The organism is Anaerobacillus sp. MEB173 (genome assembly GCF_052119505.1).
GTDB lineage: Bacteria > Bacillota > Bacilli > Bacillales > JBJMAU01 > JBJMAU01.
On the sequence record NZ_JBJMAU010000006.1, the window covers coordinates 81,092 to 101,912 of the forward strand.

Annotated in this window: 16 protein-coding genes; all 16 read left to right on the forward strand. The window is 40.3% G+C overall.

What is annotated here, in order from left to right; genetic code table 11:
* Window positions 1–112 precede the first annotated feature (112 nt).
* The 16 genes from hpf (at window position 113) to ACJ2A9_RS13890 (ending at window position 20,751) form a co-directional block, all read left to right on the forward strand.
* Entirely contained in the window at window positions 113–655 is a 543-nt protein-coding gene (gene hpf / locus ACJ2A9_RS13815; protein WP_441422256.1) for a ribosome hibernation-promoting factor, HPF/YfiA family, read from the forward strand.
* A 402-nt stretch (window positions 656–1,057) separates the two neighbouring features.
* Entirely contained in the window at window positions 1,058–3,571 is a 2,514-nt protein-coding gene (secA, locus tag ACJ2A9_RS13820) for a preprotein translocase subunit SecA (RefSeq protein WP_441422257.1), read from the forward strand.
* 230 nt (window positions 3,572–3,801) lie between these two features.
* Window positions 3,802–4,900 (forward strand): peptide chain release factor 2 gene (gene prfB, locus ACJ2A9_RS13825; protein ID WP_441422258.1). Its coding sequence is split into 2 segments (ribosomal slippage): window positions 3,802–3,864 and window positions 3,866–4,900, totalling 1,098 coding nucleotides; the frame shifts between segments, so codons are not numbered across the junction.
* Window positions 4,901–5,156: 256 nt separating this feature from the next.
* The gene (locus ACJ2A9_RS13830; protein WP_441422259.1) at window positions 5,157–6,026 is read left to right on the forward strand and encodes a YitT family protein; all 870 of its coding nucleotides are present in this window, start codon (window positions 5,157–5,159) and stop codon (window positions 6,024–6,026) included.
* Window positions 6,027–6,104: 78 nt separating this feature from the next.
* Window positions 6,105–6,500 carry a c-type cytochrome gene (locus ACJ2A9_RS13835; protein ID WP_441422260.1) on the forward strand — a complete coding sequence of 132 codons (396 nt, stop codon included), beginning with the start codon at window positions 6,105–6,107 and terminating at the stop codon, window positions 6,498–6,500.
* A 412-nt stretch (window positions 6,501–6,912) separates the two neighbouring features.
* Window positions 6,913–7,599: a cell division ATP-binding protein FtsE gene (ftsE, locus tag ACJ2A9_RS13840; RefSeq protein WP_441422261.1), complete on the forward strand. Its 687-nt coding sequence runs from the start codon at window positions 6,913–6,915 to the stop codon at window positions 7,597–7,599.
* Entirely contained in the window at window positions 7,589–8,482 is an 894-nt protein-coding gene (ftsX, locus tag ACJ2A9_RS13845) for a permease-like cell division protein FtsX (RefSeq protein WP_441422262.1), read from the forward strand. The genes ftsE and ftsX overlap by 11 nt, the downstream gene beginning before the upstream one ends.
* A 135-nt stretch (window positions 8,483–8,617) precedes the next feature.
* On the forward strand, window positions 8,618–9,889 hold the full coding sequence (locus tag ACJ2A9_RS13850; protein WP_441422263.1) for a murein hydrolase activator EnvC family protein: 1,272 nt from the start codon (window positions 8,618–8,620) through the stop codon (window positions 9,887–9,889).
* 334 nt (window positions 9,890–10,223) lie between these two features.
* Window positions 10,224–11,684, forward strand: coding sequence for a S41 family peptidase (locus ACJ2A9_RS13855; RefSeq protein WP_441422264.1), 1,461 nt, complete (start codon window positions 10,224–10,226; stop codon window positions 11,682–11,684).
* Window positions 11,685–11,898: 214 nt separating this feature from the next.
* Entirely contained in the window at window positions 11,899–13,107 is a 1,209-nt protein-coding gene (locus ACJ2A9_RS13860) for a PDZ domain-containing protein (protein ID WP_441422265.1), read from the forward strand.
* 170 nt (window positions 13,108–13,277) lie between these two features.
* Window positions 13,278–13,493 carry a DUF2198 family protein gene (locus ACJ2A9_RS13865; RefSeq protein ID WP_441422266.1) on the forward strand — a complete coding sequence of 72 codons (216 nt, stop codon included), beginning with the start codon at window positions 13,278–13,280 and terminating at the stop codon, window positions 13,491–13,493.
* 249 nt (window positions 13,494–13,742) lie between these two features.
* Window positions 13,743–15,722: an excinuclease ABC subunit UvrB gene (gene uvrB / locus ACJ2A9_RS13870; protein WP_441422267.1), complete on the forward strand. Its 1,980-nt coding sequence runs from the start codon at window positions 13,743–13,745 to the stop codon at window positions 15,720–15,722.
* A 22-nt stretch (window positions 15,723–15,744) separates the two neighbouring features.
* A complete protein-coding gene (uvrA, locus tag ACJ2A9_RS13875) occupies window positions 15,745–18,606 on the forward strand; it encodes an excinuclease ABC subunit UvrA (protein ID WP_441422268.1) in 2,862 nt (953 codons plus the stop codon).
* A 287-nt stretch (window positions 18,607–18,893) separates the two neighbouring features.
* The gene (locus ACJ2A9_RS13880; RefSeq protein ID WP_441422269.1) at window positions 18,894–19,985 is read left to right on the forward strand and encodes a DUF4097 family beta strand repeat-containing protein; all 1,092 of its coding nucleotides are present in this window, start codon (window positions 18,894–18,896) and stop codon (window positions 19,983–19,985) included.
* A gap of 203 nt (window positions 19,986–20,188) precedes the next feature.
* The gene (locus tag ACJ2A9_RS13885) at window positions 20,189–20,389 is read left to right on the forward strand and encodes a PspC domain-containing protein (protein ID WP_441422270.1); all 201 of its coding nucleotides are present in this window, start codon (window positions 20,189–20,191) and stop codon (window positions 20,387–20,389) included.
* A complete protein-coding gene (locus ACJ2A9_RS13890; RefSeq protein ID WP_441422271.1) occupies window positions 20,389–20,751 on the forward strand; it encodes a phage holin family protein in 363 nt (120 codons plus the stop codon). The genes ACJ2A9_RS13885 and ACJ2A9_RS13890 overlap by 1 nt, the downstream gene beginning before the upstream one ends.
* Window positions 20,752–20,821 lie beyond the last annotated feature (70 nt).

Here is a 20,821-nt window from a genome sequence, read left to right on the forward strand (position 1 = left end):
GGTTGATGATGTTTATTCCTTCACAAAAACGACAAATATTTTCAAAGTTTTAGAAGGAAAAGAATTTAAGGAAATAGAATTATGTAAGTATAAGAAAGGAGGAGTTTTTTATATGAACTATAACATTCGTGGTGAAAACATTGAAATAACTCCAGCTTTAAGAAACTATGTCGAGAAAAAGGTTGGTAAATTAGAGCGATACTTCGACGATACTCCAACTTCTGATGTGAATGTACGTATGCAAGTGCTCAACAATCAACACATTATTGAGGTAACAATTCCAATGGCACAATTACTATTACGTGCTGAGGAAACTCATACTGATATGTATGCAGCAATCGATCTTGTTGTTGAAAAGCTTGAGCGCCAAATCCGTAAACATAAAACGAAAGTAAATCGCAAGTTCCGCCAAGAGGGCAGCTTAAAATATATGTTCCGTAATGATGTTGAGCCTGAAGCAACATTTGATGAGGACGAAATCGAAGTTGTTCGTACTAAGCGTTTTAACTTAAAGCCGATGGATGCTGAAGAAGCAATTCTTCAAATGGATATGCTCGGTCACAATTTCTTCGTATTCTCAAATGCAGTAAACGGTGACACAAACGTCGTATACCGCCGTAAAGACGGACGCTACGGCCTAATCGAGCCGGAATAAGAATACTTAACCAAGAACACAGCGGAAACGCTGTGTTCTTTTAATGTAAAATGTAAAATGATTTAGTTTACTCAAAGAAGCACTTTCAAACTCCCTAGGTTTTAGTCTTTTAATTTTAAATTTTACATTCTACATTTTACATTTTACATTTTCTTTTCAACTCTAAACTCTAAACTCTAAACTGAATAAAGCTCAAACAAAAATCCTCCCACAAACCGCAATTTTACATTTTACATTCTAAATTTTACATTATATTTGAGGTTCCTTGTCTCCATTACCGTAAACTGTTAAAATTAAAGTTAGGCTAAAAGAACATAAATTTTCCAGTATTACATATAAAAAAGTTAGGTTTTATTAATGAACACAAGCTATGTTAGTTGTGATAAAGGGAGCGTATAAACAATGTTAGGATTATTAAAAAAAATTGTTGGTGATCCTGGTCAGCGTCAGCTTAAGAAGATGCAGAAAACAGTGGATGAAATTGAGGCATTAGGCGATGAGTTCAAGAAGCTGTCTGATGATGGGTTACGTCAGAAAACGGAAGAGTTTAAAAAGCGCATTCAAGAGGACGGCGAGTCATTGGATAAAATCTTGCCTGAAGCGTTTGCGGCTGTTAGGGAAGGCTCAACCCGAGTACTGAATATGCGCCATTACCCTGTTCAATTATTAGGGGGCATGGTTCTTCATAATGGAGATATTGCCGAAATGAAAACCGGGGAAGGGAAAACATTAGTTGCGACTCTGCCCGTATACTTAAATGCATTAACAGGTAAAGGTGTTCATGTTGTTACTGTCAACGAATACTTAGCTCGTCGTGACAGTGAGATGATGGGTGAGCTCTACCGCTTTTTAGGACTGACTGTAGGTTTGAATGAAAATAGTTTAACGAAGGAAGAGAAGCGGGAAGCGTATGCTTGCGATATTACATATGGAACGAACAATGAATTTGGCTTTGACTACCTTCGTGACAACATGGTGTTATATAAAGAAGAAATGGTTCAACGCCCGTTATATTTTGCTCTTGTCGATGAAGTTGACTCGATCTTGATTGATGAGGCTCGTACTCCGTTAATTATTTCAGGTTCAGCTGAGAAGTCGACGGTTCTTTATATGCAGGCAAATGCATTTGTTCGTATGCTGAAAAAAGAAGAGGATTACACACTTGATGAAAAAACAAAAAATGTTCAGCTGACTGAAGAAGGGGTTAACAAAGCCGAAAAGGCGTTTAATATTGAAAACTTATACGATTCCGCTCACGTTCAGCTTAATCACCATATTAATCAAGCACTAAAAGCGCATGCGGTCATGCTTCGTGATACAGATTATGTTGTTGAAGACGGTGAAGTCGTTATCGTTGACCAATTTACAGGACGTTTAATGAAGGGGCGCCGCTACAGTGATGGTTTGCATCAAGCGATTGAAGCAAAAGAAGGCTTGAATATTCAGCGTGAAAGCATGACGTTAGCGACAATTACGTTCCAGAACTATTTCCGCCGCTATCAGAAGCTTTCGGGTATGACGGGTACTGCGAAAACGGAAGAAGAAGAATTCCGTAACATTTACGGGATGAATGTTTCGTCGATTCCTACGAACAAACCGGTCATTCGTGATGATCGTCCTGACTTAATCTACAAGACGATGAAAGGAAAGTTTAATGCGGTTGTCGAGGAAATTGCTGAACTGAATGATAAGGGTCAACCAGTTCTTGTTGGTACAGTGAGCATTGAAACGTCAGAACTCGTTTCGCAATTATTGAAAAAACGCGGTGTAAAGCACCATGTATTAAATGCGAAGAACCATGAAAAAGAAGCAGAAATTATTGAAAATGCTGGTCAAAAGGGTGCCGTAACCATCGCCACGAACATGGCCGGCCGTGGTACGGACATTAAGCTAGGTGAAGGAGTGCTTGAGCTTGGCGGGCTTCATGTTCTTGGTACAGAGCGCCATGAAAGCCGTCGTATTGATAATCAGCTTCGTGGTCGTGCGGGGCGTCAAGGGGATCCGGGTTCTTCTCAATTTTATTTATCAATGGAAGATGAGCTTATGCGTCGCTTTGGCTCTGATAATATGAAAACAATGATGGAAAAGCTTGGTATGGAAGAAGATCAGCCAATTGAAAGCAAGCTTGTCAGCCGTGCAGTTGAAACGGCGCAAAAACGTGTGGAAGGGAATAACTTCGATGCGCGTAAACAAGTCCTTTCATATGACGATGTAATGAATGAGCAGCGTGAAGTCATTTATAAACAGCGTATGGAAGTGTTAGAGTCTGATAACCTTCGAGAAATCGTTGAAGAAATGATGAAAGACGTCATTGAGCGTGTCGTTGCCTCACATACTCCAGCTAATGAAGTTCCTGAAGATTGGGATATCGCGGCAATTGTCCGTTACTTAAACGCGACTGTTCTTAATGAAGGAGATGTTACCGAAAAAGACTTATGGGGTAAAGATCCTGAAGAGATGAACGAGTTGATCATCGCAAAAGTAAAAGAGCACTATGAGCAAAAAGAGGTTGAGTTTACACCTGAACGTATGCGTGAGTTTGAAAAAGTTATCGTTCTGCGCGCGGTTGATCGTAAGTGGATGAATCATATTGACCAAATGGATCAGCTCCGCCAAGGTATCCACCTTCGTGCATATGGACAAAATGACCCGCTGCGTGAATACAAATTCGAAGGCTTCCAAATGTTTGAAGATATGATTGCATCGATTGAAGAAGAGGTTGCGACATACATTATGAAGGCCCAAGTTGAGCAAAATATGCAGCGTACAAAGGTTGCTGAAGGAAAAGCGGTTGTGCCAGGAAGCAGCAAACAACCAGCAAAAAAACAACCAATCCGAAAAGGCCAGGAAATCAAACGCAACGAACCATGCCCATGCGGCAGCGGGAAGAAGTATAAGCAATGTTGTGGGCAGTAAAGCTTGTTTGAAGTTTAGAGTTTAGAGTGTAGAGTTTAGAGGTGTTTTTGGGGTAACTTTAAGTAAGAGTATATCGCTTTAAAAACGACTTCAATTCTACATTATACTTTAACTGCTAAGAAGGGGCTTCAATGTGAAGCTCCTCCTTTTAATGCTTCGAAGATTTACATACACTAACTCTAACTCTAAACTATAAATTTTAAACTAATTAAAATAAGAGGTGTTTTTACGTGGAACTTACTGAGATTAAGCAGGAATTGGCGAATATGGCTAAGCGATTAGCGGACTTTAGGGGGTCTCTTTGACCTTGAACAAAAGCAGGAGCGGATTGATGAGTTAGAGGAGAAAATGTCGGACCCTTCATTTTGGGATGATCAGCAGGCAGCGCAAACGGTTATTAATGAAGCAAATGGTTTGAAAGAGCAGGTAAACCAATATCTTGAGCTGCAGGAAACGTATGATGATCTGGAAGTTTCGTATGAGCTAGTTAAGGAAGAGCCGGATGCAGGCCTCGAGGATGAGCTTGTGTCGGGTGTTACAGCGCTTGTGAAGAAGCTGAACGATTTTGAACTGCAGCTCCTGTTAAGTGAGCCTTATGATAAAAATAATGCGATCTTAGAGCTTCATCCGGGTGCCGGTGGAACGGAATCACAGGATTGGGCTTCTATGCTTCTCCGTATGTATACGCGCTGGGCTGAGCATAAAGGCTATAAAGTAGAGACGATGGATTATTTACCTGGAGATGAAGCAGGGGTAAAAAGTGTAACGCTGCTTATTCAAGGACACAATGCATACGGCTATTTAAAAGCTGAAAAAGGGGTTCACCGACTTGTTCGAATCTCTCCATTTGATTCATCAGGACGCCGTCATACGTCGTTTGTTTCATGTGAGGTTATGCCTGAATTAAGTGATGACGTTGAAATTGAAGTAAATACAGAGGATTTAAAAATTGATACGTATCGCTCAAGCGGTGCGGGTGGTCAGCATGTTAATACAACGGACTCTGCAGTAAGAATTACACATATGCCGACAAATACTGTCGTAACGTGCCAAAGTGAACGTTCGCAAATCAAGAACCGTGAAAAAGCAATGAAAATGCTAAAAGCAAAGCTTTACCAGCTTAAAATTGAGCAGCAGCAAGCTGAGCTTGCAGAAATTCGCGGCGAGCAAAAGGATATTAGCTGGGGCAGTCAAATCCGGTCATATGTTTTCCATCCATATAGTATGGTGAAGGATCATCGGACAAACTACGAGGTAGGTAACACAAATTCGGTCATGGATGGTGATTTGGATCCATTTATTGATGCGTATTTACGGTCGAAGATTTAACGTTGAAAGTTGAAAGTTAAAAGTTGGGCAAAGTTATATTTGGAAAGTATTTTTAGGAAGAGAAGAATAATAAATGTATAACTTTTCACTTTTAACTAAAAACTATTAACTGAGGGATTAACACTAAGTAGATAGTGATAACTAAAAATTTTTTTGAAGTGTGACATTAGTACATTTACAGCTTATCTACTTCAGTGATATACTACATTTCGATAATAGTTAAATGTTGCCAACCGAAAAAAGAAAGAGTGGTTGAATGAAGACAACGAGGAGGAATCACCGAAGAATTCCGCCACAATTGGAAGTCGCATTTGAATATGGGCTTGTATTGCTTGGCTCTGCGATTGTTGCGATTGCATTTAACTTATTTTTATTACCTAATCGAATCGCTTCTGGTGGGGTTAGTGGGATCAGTACGATTGTTTATGATGTTTTTGCTCTGGAACCTGCGATTACCCAATGGGCATTTAATATTCCGCTATTTATTGCTGGGTTAATATTTTTGGGAATGCAATTTGGAGTGAAAACAGCTGTTGGGACAGTGTTTCTGCCATTTGTCGTCTTAATGACACGAGGAATGGAGCCCATCACATTAGATCCATTACTGGGAGCCTTATTTGGTGGAATTGGTGTTGGCCTTGGTTTAGGGATTGTTTTTCGAGCTCGTGGTTCAACGGGTGGAACAGATTTAGCAGCACAAATTATTACGAAATACACCGGGATGTCATTAGGGTCAACAGTATTTTTAATCGATGGATTAATTGTAACGACATCCGCAATTGTATTTAGTATTGAATTAGCGCTTTACGCATTGATTGCTCTATATGTTACAGGAAAGACAATTGACCTTGTCCAGATGGGTTTAGGGTATCAAAAGATTGCTCTTATTATTTCGAACAAGGAAGATGAGGTCCGTAAAGGAATTTTAGAGCAAGTAGACCGTGGGGTAACAAAACTTCCTGGGTATGGTGGTTATACCGATCAAGAGCGACCTGTTTTAATGTGTGTCGTGAATCAAACAGAAGTCACAAAATTGAAACAAATTGTTCAAAGTCTTGATCCGACTGCGTTTGTCATTGTTTCGAACGCAACTGAGGTCCTCGGTGAGGGTTTCAAAAAAAAATAAATCGGTTATAATTGCCAAGTAGGGGTTTTTTTACACATAAAAATATTTTCACAAACATTTTGAGGAGGGTCTTAAGAAATGAAAAAGTTACTTATCGCAATGATGGGCGCAGCATTCATCTTAGGCGCATGTGGTGGCGCTGATGAGCCAGCTCCAGCAGATGAAGCACCAGTAGAAGATGAAGCTCCAGCGGAAGAAACACCAGCAGATGAAGAAGCACCAGAGGAAGGTGCTGAAGGTGATGCAGGTGAAGCTACAGCAGGAGACTATGATGCTGCAGCAGCTGAAGCATCATACGGAAACTGTATGGGCTGTCACGGTCCTAACATGGAAGGTGGCGCTGGTCCAGCTCTTACTGGATTAGACTATGATCACATTCTTGATGTTATCGAGAATGGTGCAACTGGAATGCCTGGTGGCTTAGTTTCTGGTGAAGAAGCTGAAAACTTAGCTGCATGGATCGCTTCACACTAAGATTTCCTTATACTTAACTTACCTTCTGCCTAATTAGGTAGAAGGTTTTTTTATGTTTATCTTTTTATTATATATGAAGAAACTGAAATAGAATCTGATAAATCGTAATCTGATCTTCTTTAGTGCAATAAAAATGTAATAATTTTTAACTCCACATCATTCTCAACAATGTTATAATGAAAAAGTGCGCTTTTGTGACATATATTGATATTTTCTTCCTTTTGCTATGTGAAAATGTCATATACAAAAATGTTACATGAACAAAAAGAGGCAGAGCACTGCCGATTGATTATGAATAGCTACAAAATTGCTAAACATCCTTGTCTTTTTTGCATGTAAAATGTTCATGGCTTCTCGATTGAAGATGATAAGATTGAAGGACTTGATAGCGATAATTCAGGAAGTGATGAAAATGATAGATATGAAAGATGTTTGGAAGACCTACCCAAACGGTGTCATGGCTTTAAATGGCATTGACGTATCGATTGGTAAAGGTGAATTTGTATATGTTGTCGGTCCCAGTGGTGCTGGGAAATCGACATTTATAAAGATGATGTACCGTGAGGAAAAGGCATCAAAAGGAACGATTAGTATTAATGGTGTAAACCTTACGGCGATTAAGGAAAAACAAATCCCATATGTACGACGTAATATCGGGGTCGTTTTCCAGGATTTTAAGCTGTTACCTAAATTGACCGTGTTTGAAAATGTAGCGTTTGCGCTAGAGGTAATTGAAGAAACTCCATCAAAGATTAAACGACTTGTTATGGAAGTTTTGGATATTGTGAAATTAAAAAATAAAGCCCGTTTTTATCCTGATGAACTGTCAGGGGGCGAACAACAGCGTGTGGCAATTGCTCGTGCGATTGTCAACAATCCGGATGTTCTCATTGCCGATGAACCTACCGGGAACTTAGATCCTGAAACCTCATGGGACATCATGGAATTATTAGAGACAATTAATAATCGTGGCACAACAATCGTCATGGCTACTCACAACAAAGAGATCGTTGACAGCAGCAGAAAGCGGGTTATAGCGATAGAAGGTGGCAGGATTGTCCGTGACGAAGTGAGGGGGAACTATGGCTATGAAAGGTAGAACCCTTATTCGACATGCCAAAGAAGGGTTAAAGAACTTAGGCCGTAATGGTTGGATGACGTTTGCATCCATCAGTGCGGTAACGATCACATTGTTTATAGTTGGAATTTTTCTATTGTTAATTATGAATATGAACCACATCGCGACATCAATTGAGGAGGATGTGGAAATTCGCGTCTACATTGACCTTACAGCAACACCTGAGCAACAGGAAGAGCTAAGGGGAAATATCGAAACCGTTGATCATATCTCAAGTGTCGTATTTCTTTCAAAGGAAGAAGGCTTGAAGCAGTTTATTGATAGTTTAGGAGATCAAGGAGAAGCCTTTCTGTCATTACAGAATGAAAATCCATTAAATGATGCCTTTGTCGTAAAAGCTGAAACACCGCAGCTAACTGAGGCTGTTGCTGGACAAATTGCACAGTTTGATTACATCGATCGCATTAACTATGGACAAGGTGTTGTTGAGCGTTTGTTTAGCGTTACAAACTATGCTCGAACGATTGGGCTTGCCTTAATCTTAGGTTTAATGTTTACGGCAATGTTCCTTATTGCAAATACAATTAAGCTGACAATTGTCTCTCGTAAACGCGAGATTCAAATTATGAAACTAGTAGGTGCAACAAATGGTTTTATCCGCTGGCCGTTTTTTATTGAAGGCTTGTTTTTAGGGGTGGTTGGATCACTCGTCCCAATCATTTTAATAGGTGTAGGCTATGCTTACTTGTATAAAGGCATCAGTCACCGGGCCGTTGAACACTTCATCAGTATATTGCCGGTATATCCACTAACCATTCAAATCGGCATTATTCTGTTAGGCATGGGCGCCTTCATCGGCATCTGGGGCAGCATGACATCGGTAAGGAAGTTTTTGAGAATTTAAAGTAAGTTTAGAGTTTAGAATTTAGAGTTTAGAGTTGGTGGAAGTATTTCAAGGCTGCTTCTATGAAACTCTTTAAATAACTCTACACTCTACACTCTTAACTCTAAACTAGATTTTGAGGGGGAAAGCTGGGGAATGAGACGGAAGTTTGTTTGTGTAGTTGCCGCGCTTTTAATTGGAGTTGGGAGTCTTGTATCTGGAACCGGAATTGATCATGCTTCAGCGAATTCACAGCTTCAAGGAGAGCTGAATCGTATCCAGGAAGAAAGAAAAGAGAAGCAAAATAAAGCTGAGAAAACTGAGACAGAAATTAAAGAAATAGAGTCACAGATTCGTACGGTTGAAGAAGAAATGAAAGTGATTGATCAAGAAACTGCAGAGACAAACCAGAATATTCGAGACAAAGAGTCTGAGATTGGTGATACACGTGCACGTATTGAAAAGCTGCACGCTGAGCTGCTTATTCTTGAAGAACGGATTGCTGAACGAGATGAATTACTGAAAGACCGTGTTCGTCTTATGTACCAAAATGGTGGTGCTGTTAGCTACTTGGAAGTAATTTTAGGTGCGCAAAGCTTTGGTGATTTTCTTGATCGTATAAGTGCATTAAGTACGATCGCTCAGCAGGATCGCAGTATTCTTGAAGCGCATATCGAGGACAAGCGACTCGTTGAAGAAATGAAGCTGTTATTAGAGGAAGAGCTTGCGGCATTGGAAACACAATTGCAAGAACTTGAGCAATTACGAGCAAAATTAGAAGAACAACGTAAGCAAAAAGATAAATTAATGTCTGAGCTAGAGCGAAAAGAAGACGAGCTTCATACTGATTTAGGTGAGCTTGAGGATTCAGATAAAATACTAGCTTCTCAAGAGCAGGCAATCAAGCAAGAACTGGCAGCATGGCAAGAAAGAGAAAGACAACGTAAAGAGCAGGAACGTCTTCGTCAGCAGCAACAAGGAACTTCTGCTCAAACGGGAGCGAAACCAACTGTAACAGCTGAAGGAACATTTATGCGTCCGGCAACTGGAAGAATTACGTCAGGTCATGGAATGCGTTGGGGTAAAATGCACCACGGAATTGATATTGGGAAGAATGGTCGAACTGGAGATGTTCCAATCGTAGCAGCAGAGTCAGGAACGGTTATCCGCTCGTATTACTCATCAAGCTACGGTAACACAGTCATGATTTCTCATAATGTTAACGGAAAAGTCATCACAACGTTATATGCTCACTTAGAAAATCGTTTTGTATCGGACGGAGAACGTGTTGAAAAAGGACAAACGTTAGGATACATGGGGAATACTGGTCGTTCATTTGGTGCGCATTTGCACTTTGAAGTTCATGAAGGCCCGTGGAATGCAAACAAATCAAATTCAGTAAATCCACTAAATTACATCCCTAATTAGTTGAAAAATTCGAACAAATCATTTATAGTTTTCTTAAAAGTTAATAGTTGAACGTTTGGAAGTTTTTAGGAACAACATCTCTGAATCTACTAACATCAACTCTAAACTCTAAATTCTCAACTCTAAACTCTAGAAAGACATATTCCGTACAAGCATTTCATATATTAAAAACGAATGAGGGCATTGCATCAAATGATGTGGTGCCTTTTCCGATAATGGGTATAATGCATTTGTCGGGATGAGAGTTAACAGGAAGCAGCAATTGTTATGGACAAGATGAATAAGGAACACTTATTTACTAGTGAATGGGCTTTTAAAAAAATGAGGTGAAGAAATGAATAATAACCGGAAAGTGATTGCCCTATTACTGACTTTATCATTTTTAATTGGCGCAGGCGGGATGTACGTTGGGCTGTCGGTTTTTGATCGTACCGAAGTGGTTGCTGATGATAATGGTCATACAGAAGTGGAATTTCCTAATTTTACAGATGCAGGTGAAATTGCCAAAATTGAAAAAGCGTACCGTTTAATTTCTGAGCGTTACGTTGAGGAGATAGAAGAATCCTCTCTAGTTGAAGGTGCGATCCGCGGGATGCTTGAGACGCTGGATGACCCTTATTCCGTCTATATGGATGAGGAAACTGCAACACAGTTTATCGAATCTCTTGATTCCCATTTCCAGGGGATTGGTGCGGAAGTAAGTATGACAAACGGCAAAGTGACGATTGTCGCTCCATTTCGAGATTCACCGGCAGAAGATGCAGGATTACGCCCAAATGATCAAATTATTAAGATCGATGGCGAATCGATCGAAGGGCTTTCTCTATATGAGGCAGTTTTAAAAATCCGCGGTGAAAAAGGAACAACAGTAACATTAACGATCGAACGTGAGGGTCTATCACAGCCAACAGATGTAAAAGTGGTCCGCGATGATATTCCGATTGAGACGGTACGAGTTGATACAATCGAACGAGAAGGAAAAACGTTTGGAAAAATTGAAATTACATCATTCTCTGAAGATACAGCAGAACATTTTGAAGAGCAATTAAAGAAACTGGAAAAACAAGGAATAGACGGCTTAATTATTGATGTCCGTGGAAACCCTGGTGGTTACCTTAACAGTGTAGAGGATATTGGAAGGTTGATCATTCCAGGTGGTGAACCGATCGTACAAATCGAAAATCGCGCTGGTGAGCGTGTTCGTCAGCTTTCAACATTAGAGAAAACAAAGGATTATCCGATTGTCGCTCTGACTGACGGAGGAAGTGCCTCAGCCTCCGAAATTTTAGCTGCAGCCTTAAAAGAAGCTGGCGGTTATGATGTGGTGGGTGAGACAACATTTGGAAAAGGTACTGTACAGCAGCCGATAAAAATGGGTGATGGAAGTGAAATCAAATTAACATTATACAGATGGTTAACTTCTGACGGGAATAACATTAACCAAGATGGTGTTGATCCGACTGTTGAAGTAAAGCAGCCTGAATTCTTTTATGTTGCACCTTTAAATGTTGAAGAAACACTCGTCTATGATATGAACAATGAACAAGTAAAGAATGCCCAGCAAATGCTAAAAGGTTTAGGTTTTGAACCTGGGCGCAGTGACGGCTATTTCGGTGAACAAACGAAAATTGCTGTTCAAGCTTTCCAACAAACAAATGGCCTATCAGTAACTGGAGAAATTGACGAGCAAACAGCCGGGAAAATTCAAGAAGAGCTCATTAAAGCCATTCGAAATCCAGAAAACGACCGCCAATTACAAACCGCGATTGAATTATTGGGTAAGAAAAGCAAGTAAGGTTTTAGAAGTTGAAAGTTAAAAGTTATTTTTGTAAAACAGGGGAGGAAATATTTCTTCCCTGTTTTTTTGTGTTTTTCACTTTCATCTTTTAACTTTTAACTTTCAACTTCATAGTAAAAGACGCTATAATAAAAGATAGTTGACTTCATAATTAAGGAAAAACAGGAAAGATAGTTTTGACCAATAGAATGTACGAAAGGGCGGGGAGTGTATGGTAAATATAATTGCTGTTGAAATTCTGAAAGGGATTGGTAGTCTCTTTTTACAGCCACTTTTTTATATTTTTCTAATCTTTTCGCTTTTACTAGGGGTTAAGAGAGTGAAGAGGGAACGACAAGATTTTAACACACGTATTTACGATTCGATTGATGATGTGTTAACTCCGCTAGGAACCGGATTACTGTTTGGGTTAGGTTTAACGATTGTTACGCTCACCCTTGGTATTGTTATGCCGATTGGAGTCATTGTCCTCCTTTCAGTCATTTCCTTACTTTTTGTTTTTTCATTTCAGATGCGTTGGTTTTCGCCGGCTATTACCGTTGGTCTGGTTGTTCTGTTAGCATACGGACTTCCAGTCTATGAAACAGGACAAGCATGGCTGGATCGATGGATTTTAGAGATTTCTGAAGTTCCATTGACGGGGCTCGTTCTTTTTCTTGGGGCGTCTATTTTGTTTGAAGGAATGTTAATTGCAAAAAAAGGTGGAATAAAAACGTCACCGAAGCTGCTTTCGAGTCGTCGAGGAAAAGTAGTAGGTGTTCATGAGGGGAAACGATTATGGATTCTTCCGACGTTTTTTTTACTGCCGCAAGGGGCCATTCCTGATGTTGGCTGGTGGCCGATTCTTTCACTTGGTGATCAAGTGGGTTATGGTCTTATACTAGTTCCAATCGGTATTGGCTTCCATAAGGTTGTCCAAAGCAACTTGCCGAATGTCGTAATTAAGAAGTTCGGAATGGCCGTTTTTGCCTTTGGTCTGCTGATTACTGCTTTAGCTGTTGCCGCAATTTTCTACTACCCGCTGCTTATTCCTGTCGTTGCGCTTGTGGCTATGGTCGGACGGTTCGGCATTGATGTTATGTTCTCAAGACGTGAAGCACATAAGACCAATTATTTTTCAGATCGTAATGAAGGGATTGTCATTTTGGCCGTTATTCCAAAATCCCCTGCAGACAAGATGGGTTTAAAAATTGGTGAAGTGATAAAAAAGGTGAATGGCAAGCCTTTAACATCAAAAAAAGACTTTTACCATGCGTTGCAGATAAACTCTGCATTTTGTAAATTAGAGGTATTGGATAAAGCTGGTGAAATCCGTTTCGCGCAAACAGCTGTTTACGAAGACCAGCACCACCAAATCGGCGTCGTCTTCGCCCAAGAAAAATACCACTTCGAAATAGAAGATAATATGTGGATTGTTTAAAGAGTTTGGAGTTTAGAGTGTAGAGTTTAGAGTTGTTTTGGGTTAATCAAAGTAGTAAATTCCACTTCTGAATTATTTACCCGACAATTACTCTTCTTGTAGTAACTTTCAATAACTCTAAAATCTAAATTCTCAACTCTAAACTATAAAAAGGAGTTTTTCCGTTTAATATGACTGCTGTGTTGATTGCAATATTTTTTCCGTTTCTATTGATGCTATTTCTTACTCGGGTATCCTATAATAAATATGTTTCACTAGCAATTACAATTGTTGTTTTAATTGTAGCGTTTGATGGATTTGAGCAGTCGCCTCTCGTTATTGGGGTAGGGGTTCTCTCAACGGCTGCTGGCTTTATTGGTTCCTCTAAATTAATAAAAAAGCGATAACAAATATACGAGCACAGATGATTCAGTTTACATGAGCACTGTGCTTTTTCTAGTTTTAAAGCGGCTGTGTTATAATTTTCTTGCTAAGAAGTTTAGAGTGTAGAGTGTAGAGTTTAGAGTTAATAATTAAAAGTTAAAATACACTTATGGATTATACACGGATGTATTAAAGAGCATCATTTGAAAGTACTTTCACTAACTCTAAACTCTAAATTCTATACTCTAAACTAAACGAAGGGAGTTTTTCTTTTGGAGGATAGGCAGTTTGAACTTGTTTCCAAGTATTCACCTCAGGGCGATCAGCCGGATGCGATTCGTAATCTTGTTGACGGTCTTAAGGCTGGGAAGAAGCACCAAACGTTACTTGGGGCGACGGGGACAGGGAAGACGTTTACGATATCAAATGTAATTAAAGAAGTGAATAAGCCGACATTGGTCATTGCTCATAATAAAACATTGGCTGGTCAATTATATAGCGAGTTTAAAGAGTTTTTTCCGAACAATGCTGTTGAGTACTTTGTCAGCTACTACGACTACTATCAGCCAGAGGCTTATATCCCACAGTCAGATACATACATTGAAAAAGATGCGAGCATTAACGATGAAATTGATAAGCTGCGTCACTCGGCAACTAGCTCATTATTTGAGCGGAATGATGTCATTATTGTTGCCAGTGTGTCGTGCATATACGGTTTAGGTTCGCCGGAAGAGTATCGTGATTTAGTTGTTTCATTAAGAACTGGAATGGAAATGGAACGAAACGAGCTGTTACGTGACTTGGTCGATATACAGTATGATCGTAACGACATCAATTTTACGCGCGGTACGTTTCGTGTTCGTGGCGATGTTGTTGAGATTTTCCCGGCATCACGCGATGAGCACTGTATTCGGATTGAATTTTTCGGTGATGAAATTGACCGGATTACAGAGGTGGATGCATTAACAGGTGAAATTCTTGGCGAGCGCAATCATGTCGCTATTTTCCCGGCATCCCACTTCGTAACCCGTGAAGAGAAGCTGAAAAAAGCGATTGTGAACATTGAAAAAGAACTGGAGGAGCGCCTGAAAGAACTGAATGATAACGGAAAATTACTTGAAGCACAGCGGCTTGAGCAGCGGACTCGCTATGATATCGAAATGATGCAGGAGATGGGCTTCTGTTCTGGAATCGAGAACTATTCAAGACACTTAACATTCCGTGAGCCAGGGGCGACACCATACACGCTGTTAGACTTCTTCCCTGAAGATTTCCTGATTGTTGTCGATGAGTCGCACGTGACACTGCCACAAGTGCGCGGCATGTATAACGGTGACCAAGCTCGAAAGCAAGTGCTCGTCGATCACGGCTTCAGGCTGCCGTCAGCAAAGGATAACCGTCCGCTGACATTTCAGGAATTTGAAAAGCATATTCATAACGCGATCTATGTTTCAGCGACACCAGGACCTTATGAGCTTGAGCACACACCAGAAATGGTTCAGCAAATTATTCGACCGACAGGCTTGTTGGATCCGACAATTGATGTCCGTCCGATTGAAGGACAAATTGATGATCTTATTGATGAAATTCAAGCGAGAATTGAAAAGAACGAACGTGTGCTAATAACGACGCTAACGAAAAAAATGTCCGAGGATCTAACCGATTATTTGAAGGATATCGGCATTAAGGTTCGTTATCTTCACTCTGATATTAAAACACTTGAGCGGATTGAAATTATTCGTCAGCTGCGCTTAGGAACATTTGATGTGTTAGTCGGAATTAACCTCCTCAGGGAAGGGATTGATATTCCTGAAGTATCACTTGTGGCAATTTTAGACGCTGATAAGGAAGGCTTTTTACGTGCGGAGCGTTCATTGATTCAGACGATTGGACGTGCCGCTCGTAATTCGAACGGTCATGTCATTATGTATGCCGATAAAATGACGAAATCAATGGAGATTGCAATTAGTGAGACGAAGCGGCGCCGTACGATTCAAGAAGAATACAACGAAAAGCATGGCATTACACCAAAAACAATTGAGAAGAAAATTCCTGATCTGATTCAAGCTACCTATGCAGCTGAAGAGGAAGAAACATATACTGCGCCACCGGTGACGAAGATGAGTAAGAAAGAGCGTCAAGTCGTCATTGAACGAATGGAAGCGGAAATGAAAGAAGCTGCACGTGCGCTTAATTTCGAACGGGCGGCAGAGCTGCGTGACCTTATATTGGAACTGAAATCGGAACAGTAACATGGAAGGATGACTTATAAACATGGCATTAGAAAATATTATTGTCAAAGGAGCTCGGTCTCATAATTTAAAAAACATTGATGTCACGATTCCGCGAAATAAGCTTGTTGTCTTAACTGGATTGTCTGGCTCTGGGAAGTCGTCACTTGCGTTTGATACGATTTACGCGGAAGGGCAGCGCCGCTATGTTGAATCATTGTCAGCATATGCAAGACAATTTTTAGGGCAAATGGATAAACCCGATGTCGATGCGATTGAAGGCTTATCACCAGCGATTTCGATTGATCAAAAGACAACAAGCCGTAACCCGCGATCAACAGTGGGTACTGTCACGGAAATATATGATTATTTACGGCTATTGTTTGCGCGAATTGGCCGACCTGTTTGTCCGAAGCATGGGGTTGAGATTAGTTCGCAAACCGTGCAGCAAATGGTAGACAGAATGCTGGAGTATCCTGAACGGACCAAAATGCAAATTCTCGCACCCATTGTTTCAGGGCGCAAAGGTGAACATGTCAAAGTATTGGAAGATATTAAAAAGCAAGGCTATGTCCGCGTTCGTGTTGATGGCGAGATGCGAGAGGTCAGTGAAGAAATTACGCTTGAAAAGAATAAAAAGCATAGTATTGAAGTTGTTGTGGATCGGATTGTCATTAAAGAAGGCGTGGCATCAAGGTTATCCGACTCATTAGAAACGGCTCTAAATCTGGGAGAAGGCCGAGTTATTGTTGATGTCATTGGTGAAGAGGAATTGCTGTTTAGCCAGCATCACTCTTGCCCACAGTGTGGATTTTCGATTGATGAATTAGAACCGCGAATTTTTTCATTTAACAGTCCATTTGGAGCTTGTCCGTCGTGTGATGGTCTTGGGACAAAACTTGAGGTTGACCTTGACCTTGTGATTCCTGATTGGACGAGATCATTAAGGGAGCATGCCATTGTTGCCTGGGAACCGACGAGTTCACAATATTATCCTCAGCTGCTGCAAAGTGTCTGTGATCATTACGGGATTGATATGGATATCCCGATTGAGCAAGTTCCAAAGCATATGCTGGAGAAAGTGCTGGCTGGCAGTGATGGGGAAAAAATTTATTTCCGTTATGAAAATGAATTCGGTCAAGTTCGTGAAAATGAAATCATTTTTGAAGGGGTTCTCTATAACCTTGCCCGCAGATATAAGGAAACAAGCTCAGACTACATCCGCGAACAAATGGAAGGCTACATGGCACAAAAGCCTTGTCCGACGTGTAAAGGAAATCGTCTGAAAAAGGAAAGTTTGTCGGTATTAATAGGTGATAAGCATATCGGTAATGTCACAGCATTTTCGGTTAAAGATGCAAAACAGTTTTTTGAACAGCTGCAGTTAACGGAAAAAGAGATTGCCATTGCCAGGCTCATTCTCCGTGAGATTGATGAGCGTTTAGGATTTTTGATGAATGTCGGTCTTGATTATTTGACATTAAACCGCTCTGCCGGGACCCTCTCTGGTGGGGAAGCCCAACGAATTCGTTTGGCAACTCAAATCGGCTCTTCATTAATGGGAGTGCTTTATATTCTTGATGAGCCTTCAATTGGTTTACATCAGCGTGATAATGACCGCCTGATTGATACACTCAAACATATGCGCGATTTAGGCAATACACTGATTGTTGTTGAGCATGATGAAGATACAATGATGGCGGCTGATTATTTGATCGATATTGGCCCGGGTGCCGGAGTTCATGGAGGAATGATTACGGCACAAGGGACACCCCAAGAGATTATGAAAGATGACAATTCGCTTACAGGTCAATATTTATCGGGGAAAAAATTCATCCCGTTGCCGACTGAACGCCGTAAGAAAACAGATCGGTTCCTTGAAATTAAAGGGGCGAAGGAAAATAATTTAAAAAATATCTCAGCCAAAATTCCTCTAGGTATTTTTGTTGCGGTGACGGGTGTGTCTGGGTCTGGAAAAAGTACATTAATCAATGACATTCTCTATAAATCGCTGTCACAAAAGCTTCACCGAGCAAAGGATAAACCGGGTGAACACAAACAAATTAATGGAATCGAGCTTGTTGATAAAGTCATCGATATTGATCAGTCGCCAATCGGACGAACGCCGCGCTCGAACCCAGCGACATATACTGGAGTTTTTGATGACATTCGTGATGTATTTGCGATGACAAACGAAGCGAAAGTACGCGGTTATAAAAAAGGCCGCTTCAGTTTTAACGTTAAAGGTGGCCGCTGTGAAGCGTGCCGTGGTGACGGGATTATTAAAATTGAGATGCACTTCCTTCCTGATGTGTATGTTCCTTGTGAAGTGTGTCATGGAAAACGGTACAATCGTGATACATTGGATATTACATACAAGGGGAAAAATATTGCTGATGTTCTTGATATGACTGTGGAAGACGGGCTTGAGTTTTTCGAAAACATTCCAAAAATCAAACGGAAAATCGAAACGCTCTTTGATGTCGGTTTAGGCTATATGAAACTTGGCCAGCCAGCAACAACACTTTCTGGCGGGGAAGCACAACGGGTAAAATTAGCCTCACAGCTACATCGCCGTTCAACGGGACGAACGATCTATATTCTCGATGAACCAACAACTGGTCTGCACGTCGATGATATTGACCGTCTTCTAAAAGTATTACAGCGACTCGTTGATAATGGAGATACCGTTCTTGTCATTGAGCATAATCTTGATGTCATCAAAACGGTAGACCATATTATTGATCTTGGCCCAGAAGGCGGTGACAAAGGCGGAACCATCGTCGCAACCGGTACCCCAGAAGAAGTCGCCAACACAGAAGGCTCACATACCGGTCATTACTTAAAACCAATCCTTGAAAGAGACCGGAAGAGGATGGAGGAACGAATACATTCTTTAATGTAAAATGTAAAATTTAAAATGTAAAATGGTGTGGATAGATTTCAGGGAGATAAGGTTGAAAGTTGAAAGTTTTGTGGAGATTGGGCAAAGGGCTTTTTAGTTTAGAGTGTAGAGTGTAGAGTTTAGAGTGAAAGGAACTTGAGGCGAGTTCAGGGTGTTTTAAAAAGCTTCTTTAGATTTTGCTTTCAGCAACTCTCAACTCTCAACTCTAAACTAACTGGAACTTTTTTCGTTCTTGTTTCGTATCATTATAAAGGGATTTTTTAGAGTGTGTTGAAGGAGGGGTTGTTATGGAAGAGGAACGCAGGATGATTTTGAAGATGATTGAGGATGGGAAGATTACAGCTGATGAGGGCTTGAAGCTGTTAAATGCTTTGCAGGAAAAAGATAATCCGAAGACGGAGAAGGAGCCTAGTTATTTATCCGATCAAGTCGACTGGGGCAAGGGGAAGCATTATCGTCGTAAATATAAGCAGCCATCATCGACTCATAAGTTTACCGACTTTATTGAAAGTGCGATTCAAAAAATTAAAGAATTTGATCTTGATTTCAACTTTGGGCCAGTCATTGAAATTAACCATATTTTTCAGCATCGCGACCCTAGCTTCTTTGAAATTGATGTGGCGTTGGAAAATGGCAGTGTTACGTTAATTCCGTGGGATGAACCTGATGTACGAGTTGAATGCAAAGTGAAAGTTTATAAAGTGAAAGATTCAGAAGCGGCAAGACAGACATTTTTGAAGGAAACGTCGTTTGAAGTGGATGAGAAGCTTAGCTTTTATGTAAATGTAAAATCAATTAAGGTTAATGCAACGATCTATATTCCGCGTAAACAGTACGACCACATTAAGCTTTACACGTTTAATGGCCATTTAAAGGGAGATGACATTGCTGCTCGTGAGTTAAATGCAAAAACGGTAAATGGCAGCATTACATTTGAAAACTCACAGCATTCCCGTGCTCATTTGGAAACTGTTAATGGAGCGATCACGCTTAGTAATACAACAACTGGGAAGTGCGAAGCAAAAACGATGAATGGCCCAATTACGCTAAAAGGGGATATGGCCTTTGTTGACGTGGAGACTGTCAATGGAACAATTCTATATCGGCTTCAGTCAGCAAAAGAAAGTGAAGCATACTTAAAAACGGGAACAGGCAGTGTTGACATCCTTATTCCAGTTAACCTTAAAACAGAAGGACAATTTAAGACTAATGTAGGTGGCTTCAGCTGTGACCTTCCTGAATTCGATGTACTAAAGGAAAAGAAAGAAATCGCCGCAAAATCATTAACTTTTATCTCGAACAAAGAAATACAACCAACCTTCGTCGTGGAAGCCGAATCAAAAACAGGCTCAATTTCGATACAGAACAAGAATAGTTAATGAATAATTAAAAATTTAAAATGTAAAATTAGTGTGGGGAAACAAGAAGAAAATAAGTTTAGAGTTTAGAGTGTAGAGTGTAGAGTTAAGGTCATTGTGAGTTTCTCAAGGTGAGTTTTTAAAACTTCTCTAGATTTTACCCTCAACAACTCTAAACTCTAAACTCTAAACTCTAAACTCTACACTCAAAAGGGGGTTTTTCGATGAAACGTCTTTATCGGACGCAGTATGAGCGGAAGGTTGCGGGGGTTTGTGGTGGACTAGCTCGTTATTTTAATATTGATCCTACCATTGTTAGGGTGATTGTTATTGTCCTTTCTTTCCTGACAAGTTTTATTCCAGTGATTATTGCCTATATAGCAGGGATTTTTGTTATGCCGAATGAAAAGGATCTTCTTGAATAATGGGCTGGCTCATACAACTGTTAGTTAACAGTATTGTTTTAGTTGCCGTTGCTGGGTATTTTGAGTCATTTTTTCTTGAAAGTATCTGGGCAGCGATCTTAGCTAGTTTTTTATTAATGATTATTAATATTTTTGTGAAGCCATTTCTTATTATTTTAACATTGCCGGTTACGATGTTAACGCTTGGCTTTTTTCTCTTTGTCATTAATGCCGTCACACTAATGATCACCGCAGCACTGATGGGTGATGCCTTTGTCATTGATGGCTTCGGAATGGCAGTCCTCGCCGCAATTATCATCGCTATCCTTAACCTGGCAATAAACAAAGTCATCATCGAACCACTGCGCCAGCGAAAACGCTAAAAACATTCCTTTCGAAAAGAGAGGGATGTTTTTTTAGTTTAGAGTTAAGAGTGTAGAGTTTAGAGTTGGT

Excerpts from the sequence above, each read along its gene's own strand:
- hpf (WP_441422256.1), top strand. The coding sequence starts at position 113 with ATGAACTATAACATTCGTGGTGAAAACATTGAAATAACTCCAGCTTTA.
- secA (WP_441422257.1), top strand. The coding sequence starts at position 1,058 with ATGTTAGGATTATTAAAAAAAATTGTTGGTGATCCTGGTCAGCGTCAG.
- ACJ2A9_RS13830 (WP_441422259.1), top strand. The coding sequence starts at position 5,157 with ATGAAGACAACGAGGAGGAATCACCGAAGAATTCCGCCACAATTGGAA.
- ACJ2A9_RS13835 (WP_441422260.1), top strand. The coding sequence starts at position 6,105 with ATGAAAAAGTTACTTATCGCAATGATGGGCGCAGCATTCATCTTAGGC.
- ftsE (WP_441422261.1), top strand. The coding sequence starts at position 6,913 with ATGATAGATATGAAAGATGTTTGGAAGACCTACCCAAACGGTGTCATG.
- ftsX (WP_441422262.1), top strand. The coding sequence starts at position 7,589 with ATGAAAGGTAGAACCCTTATTCGACATGCCAAAGAAGGGTTAAAGAAC.
- ACJ2A9_RS13850 (WP_441422263.1), top strand. The coding sequence starts at position 8,618 with ATGAGACGGAAGTTTGTTTGTGTAGTTGCCGCGCTTTTAATTGGAGTT.
- ACJ2A9_RS13855 (WP_441422264.1), top strand. The coding sequence starts at position 10,224 with ATGAATAATAACCGGAAAGTGATTGCCCTATTACTGACTTTATCATTT.
- ACJ2A9_RS13860 (WP_441422265.1), top strand. The coding sequence starts at position 11,899 with ATGGTAAATATAATTGCTGTTGAAATTCTGAAAGGGATTGGTAGTCTC.
- ACJ2A9_RS13865 (WP_441422266.1), top strand. The coding sequence starts at position 13,278 with ATGACTGCTGTGTTGATTGCAATATTTTTTCCGTTTCTATTGATGCTA.
- uvrA (WP_441422268.1), top strand. The coding sequence starts at position 15,745 with ATGGCATTAGAAAATATTATTGTCAAAGGAGCTCGGTCTCATAATTTA.
- ACJ2A9_RS13880 (WP_441422269.1), top strand. The coding sequence starts at position 18,894 with ATGGAAGAGGAACGCAGGATGATTTTGAAGATGATTGAGGATGGGAAG.
- ACJ2A9_RS13885 (WP_441422270.1), top strand. The coding sequence starts at position 20,189 with ATGAAACGTCTTTATCGGACGCAGTATGAGCGGAAGGTTGCGGGGGTT.
- ACJ2A9_RS13890 (WP_441422271.1), top strand. The coding sequence starts at position 20,389 with ATGGGCTGGCTCATACAACTGTTAGTTAACAGTATTGTTTTAGTTGCC.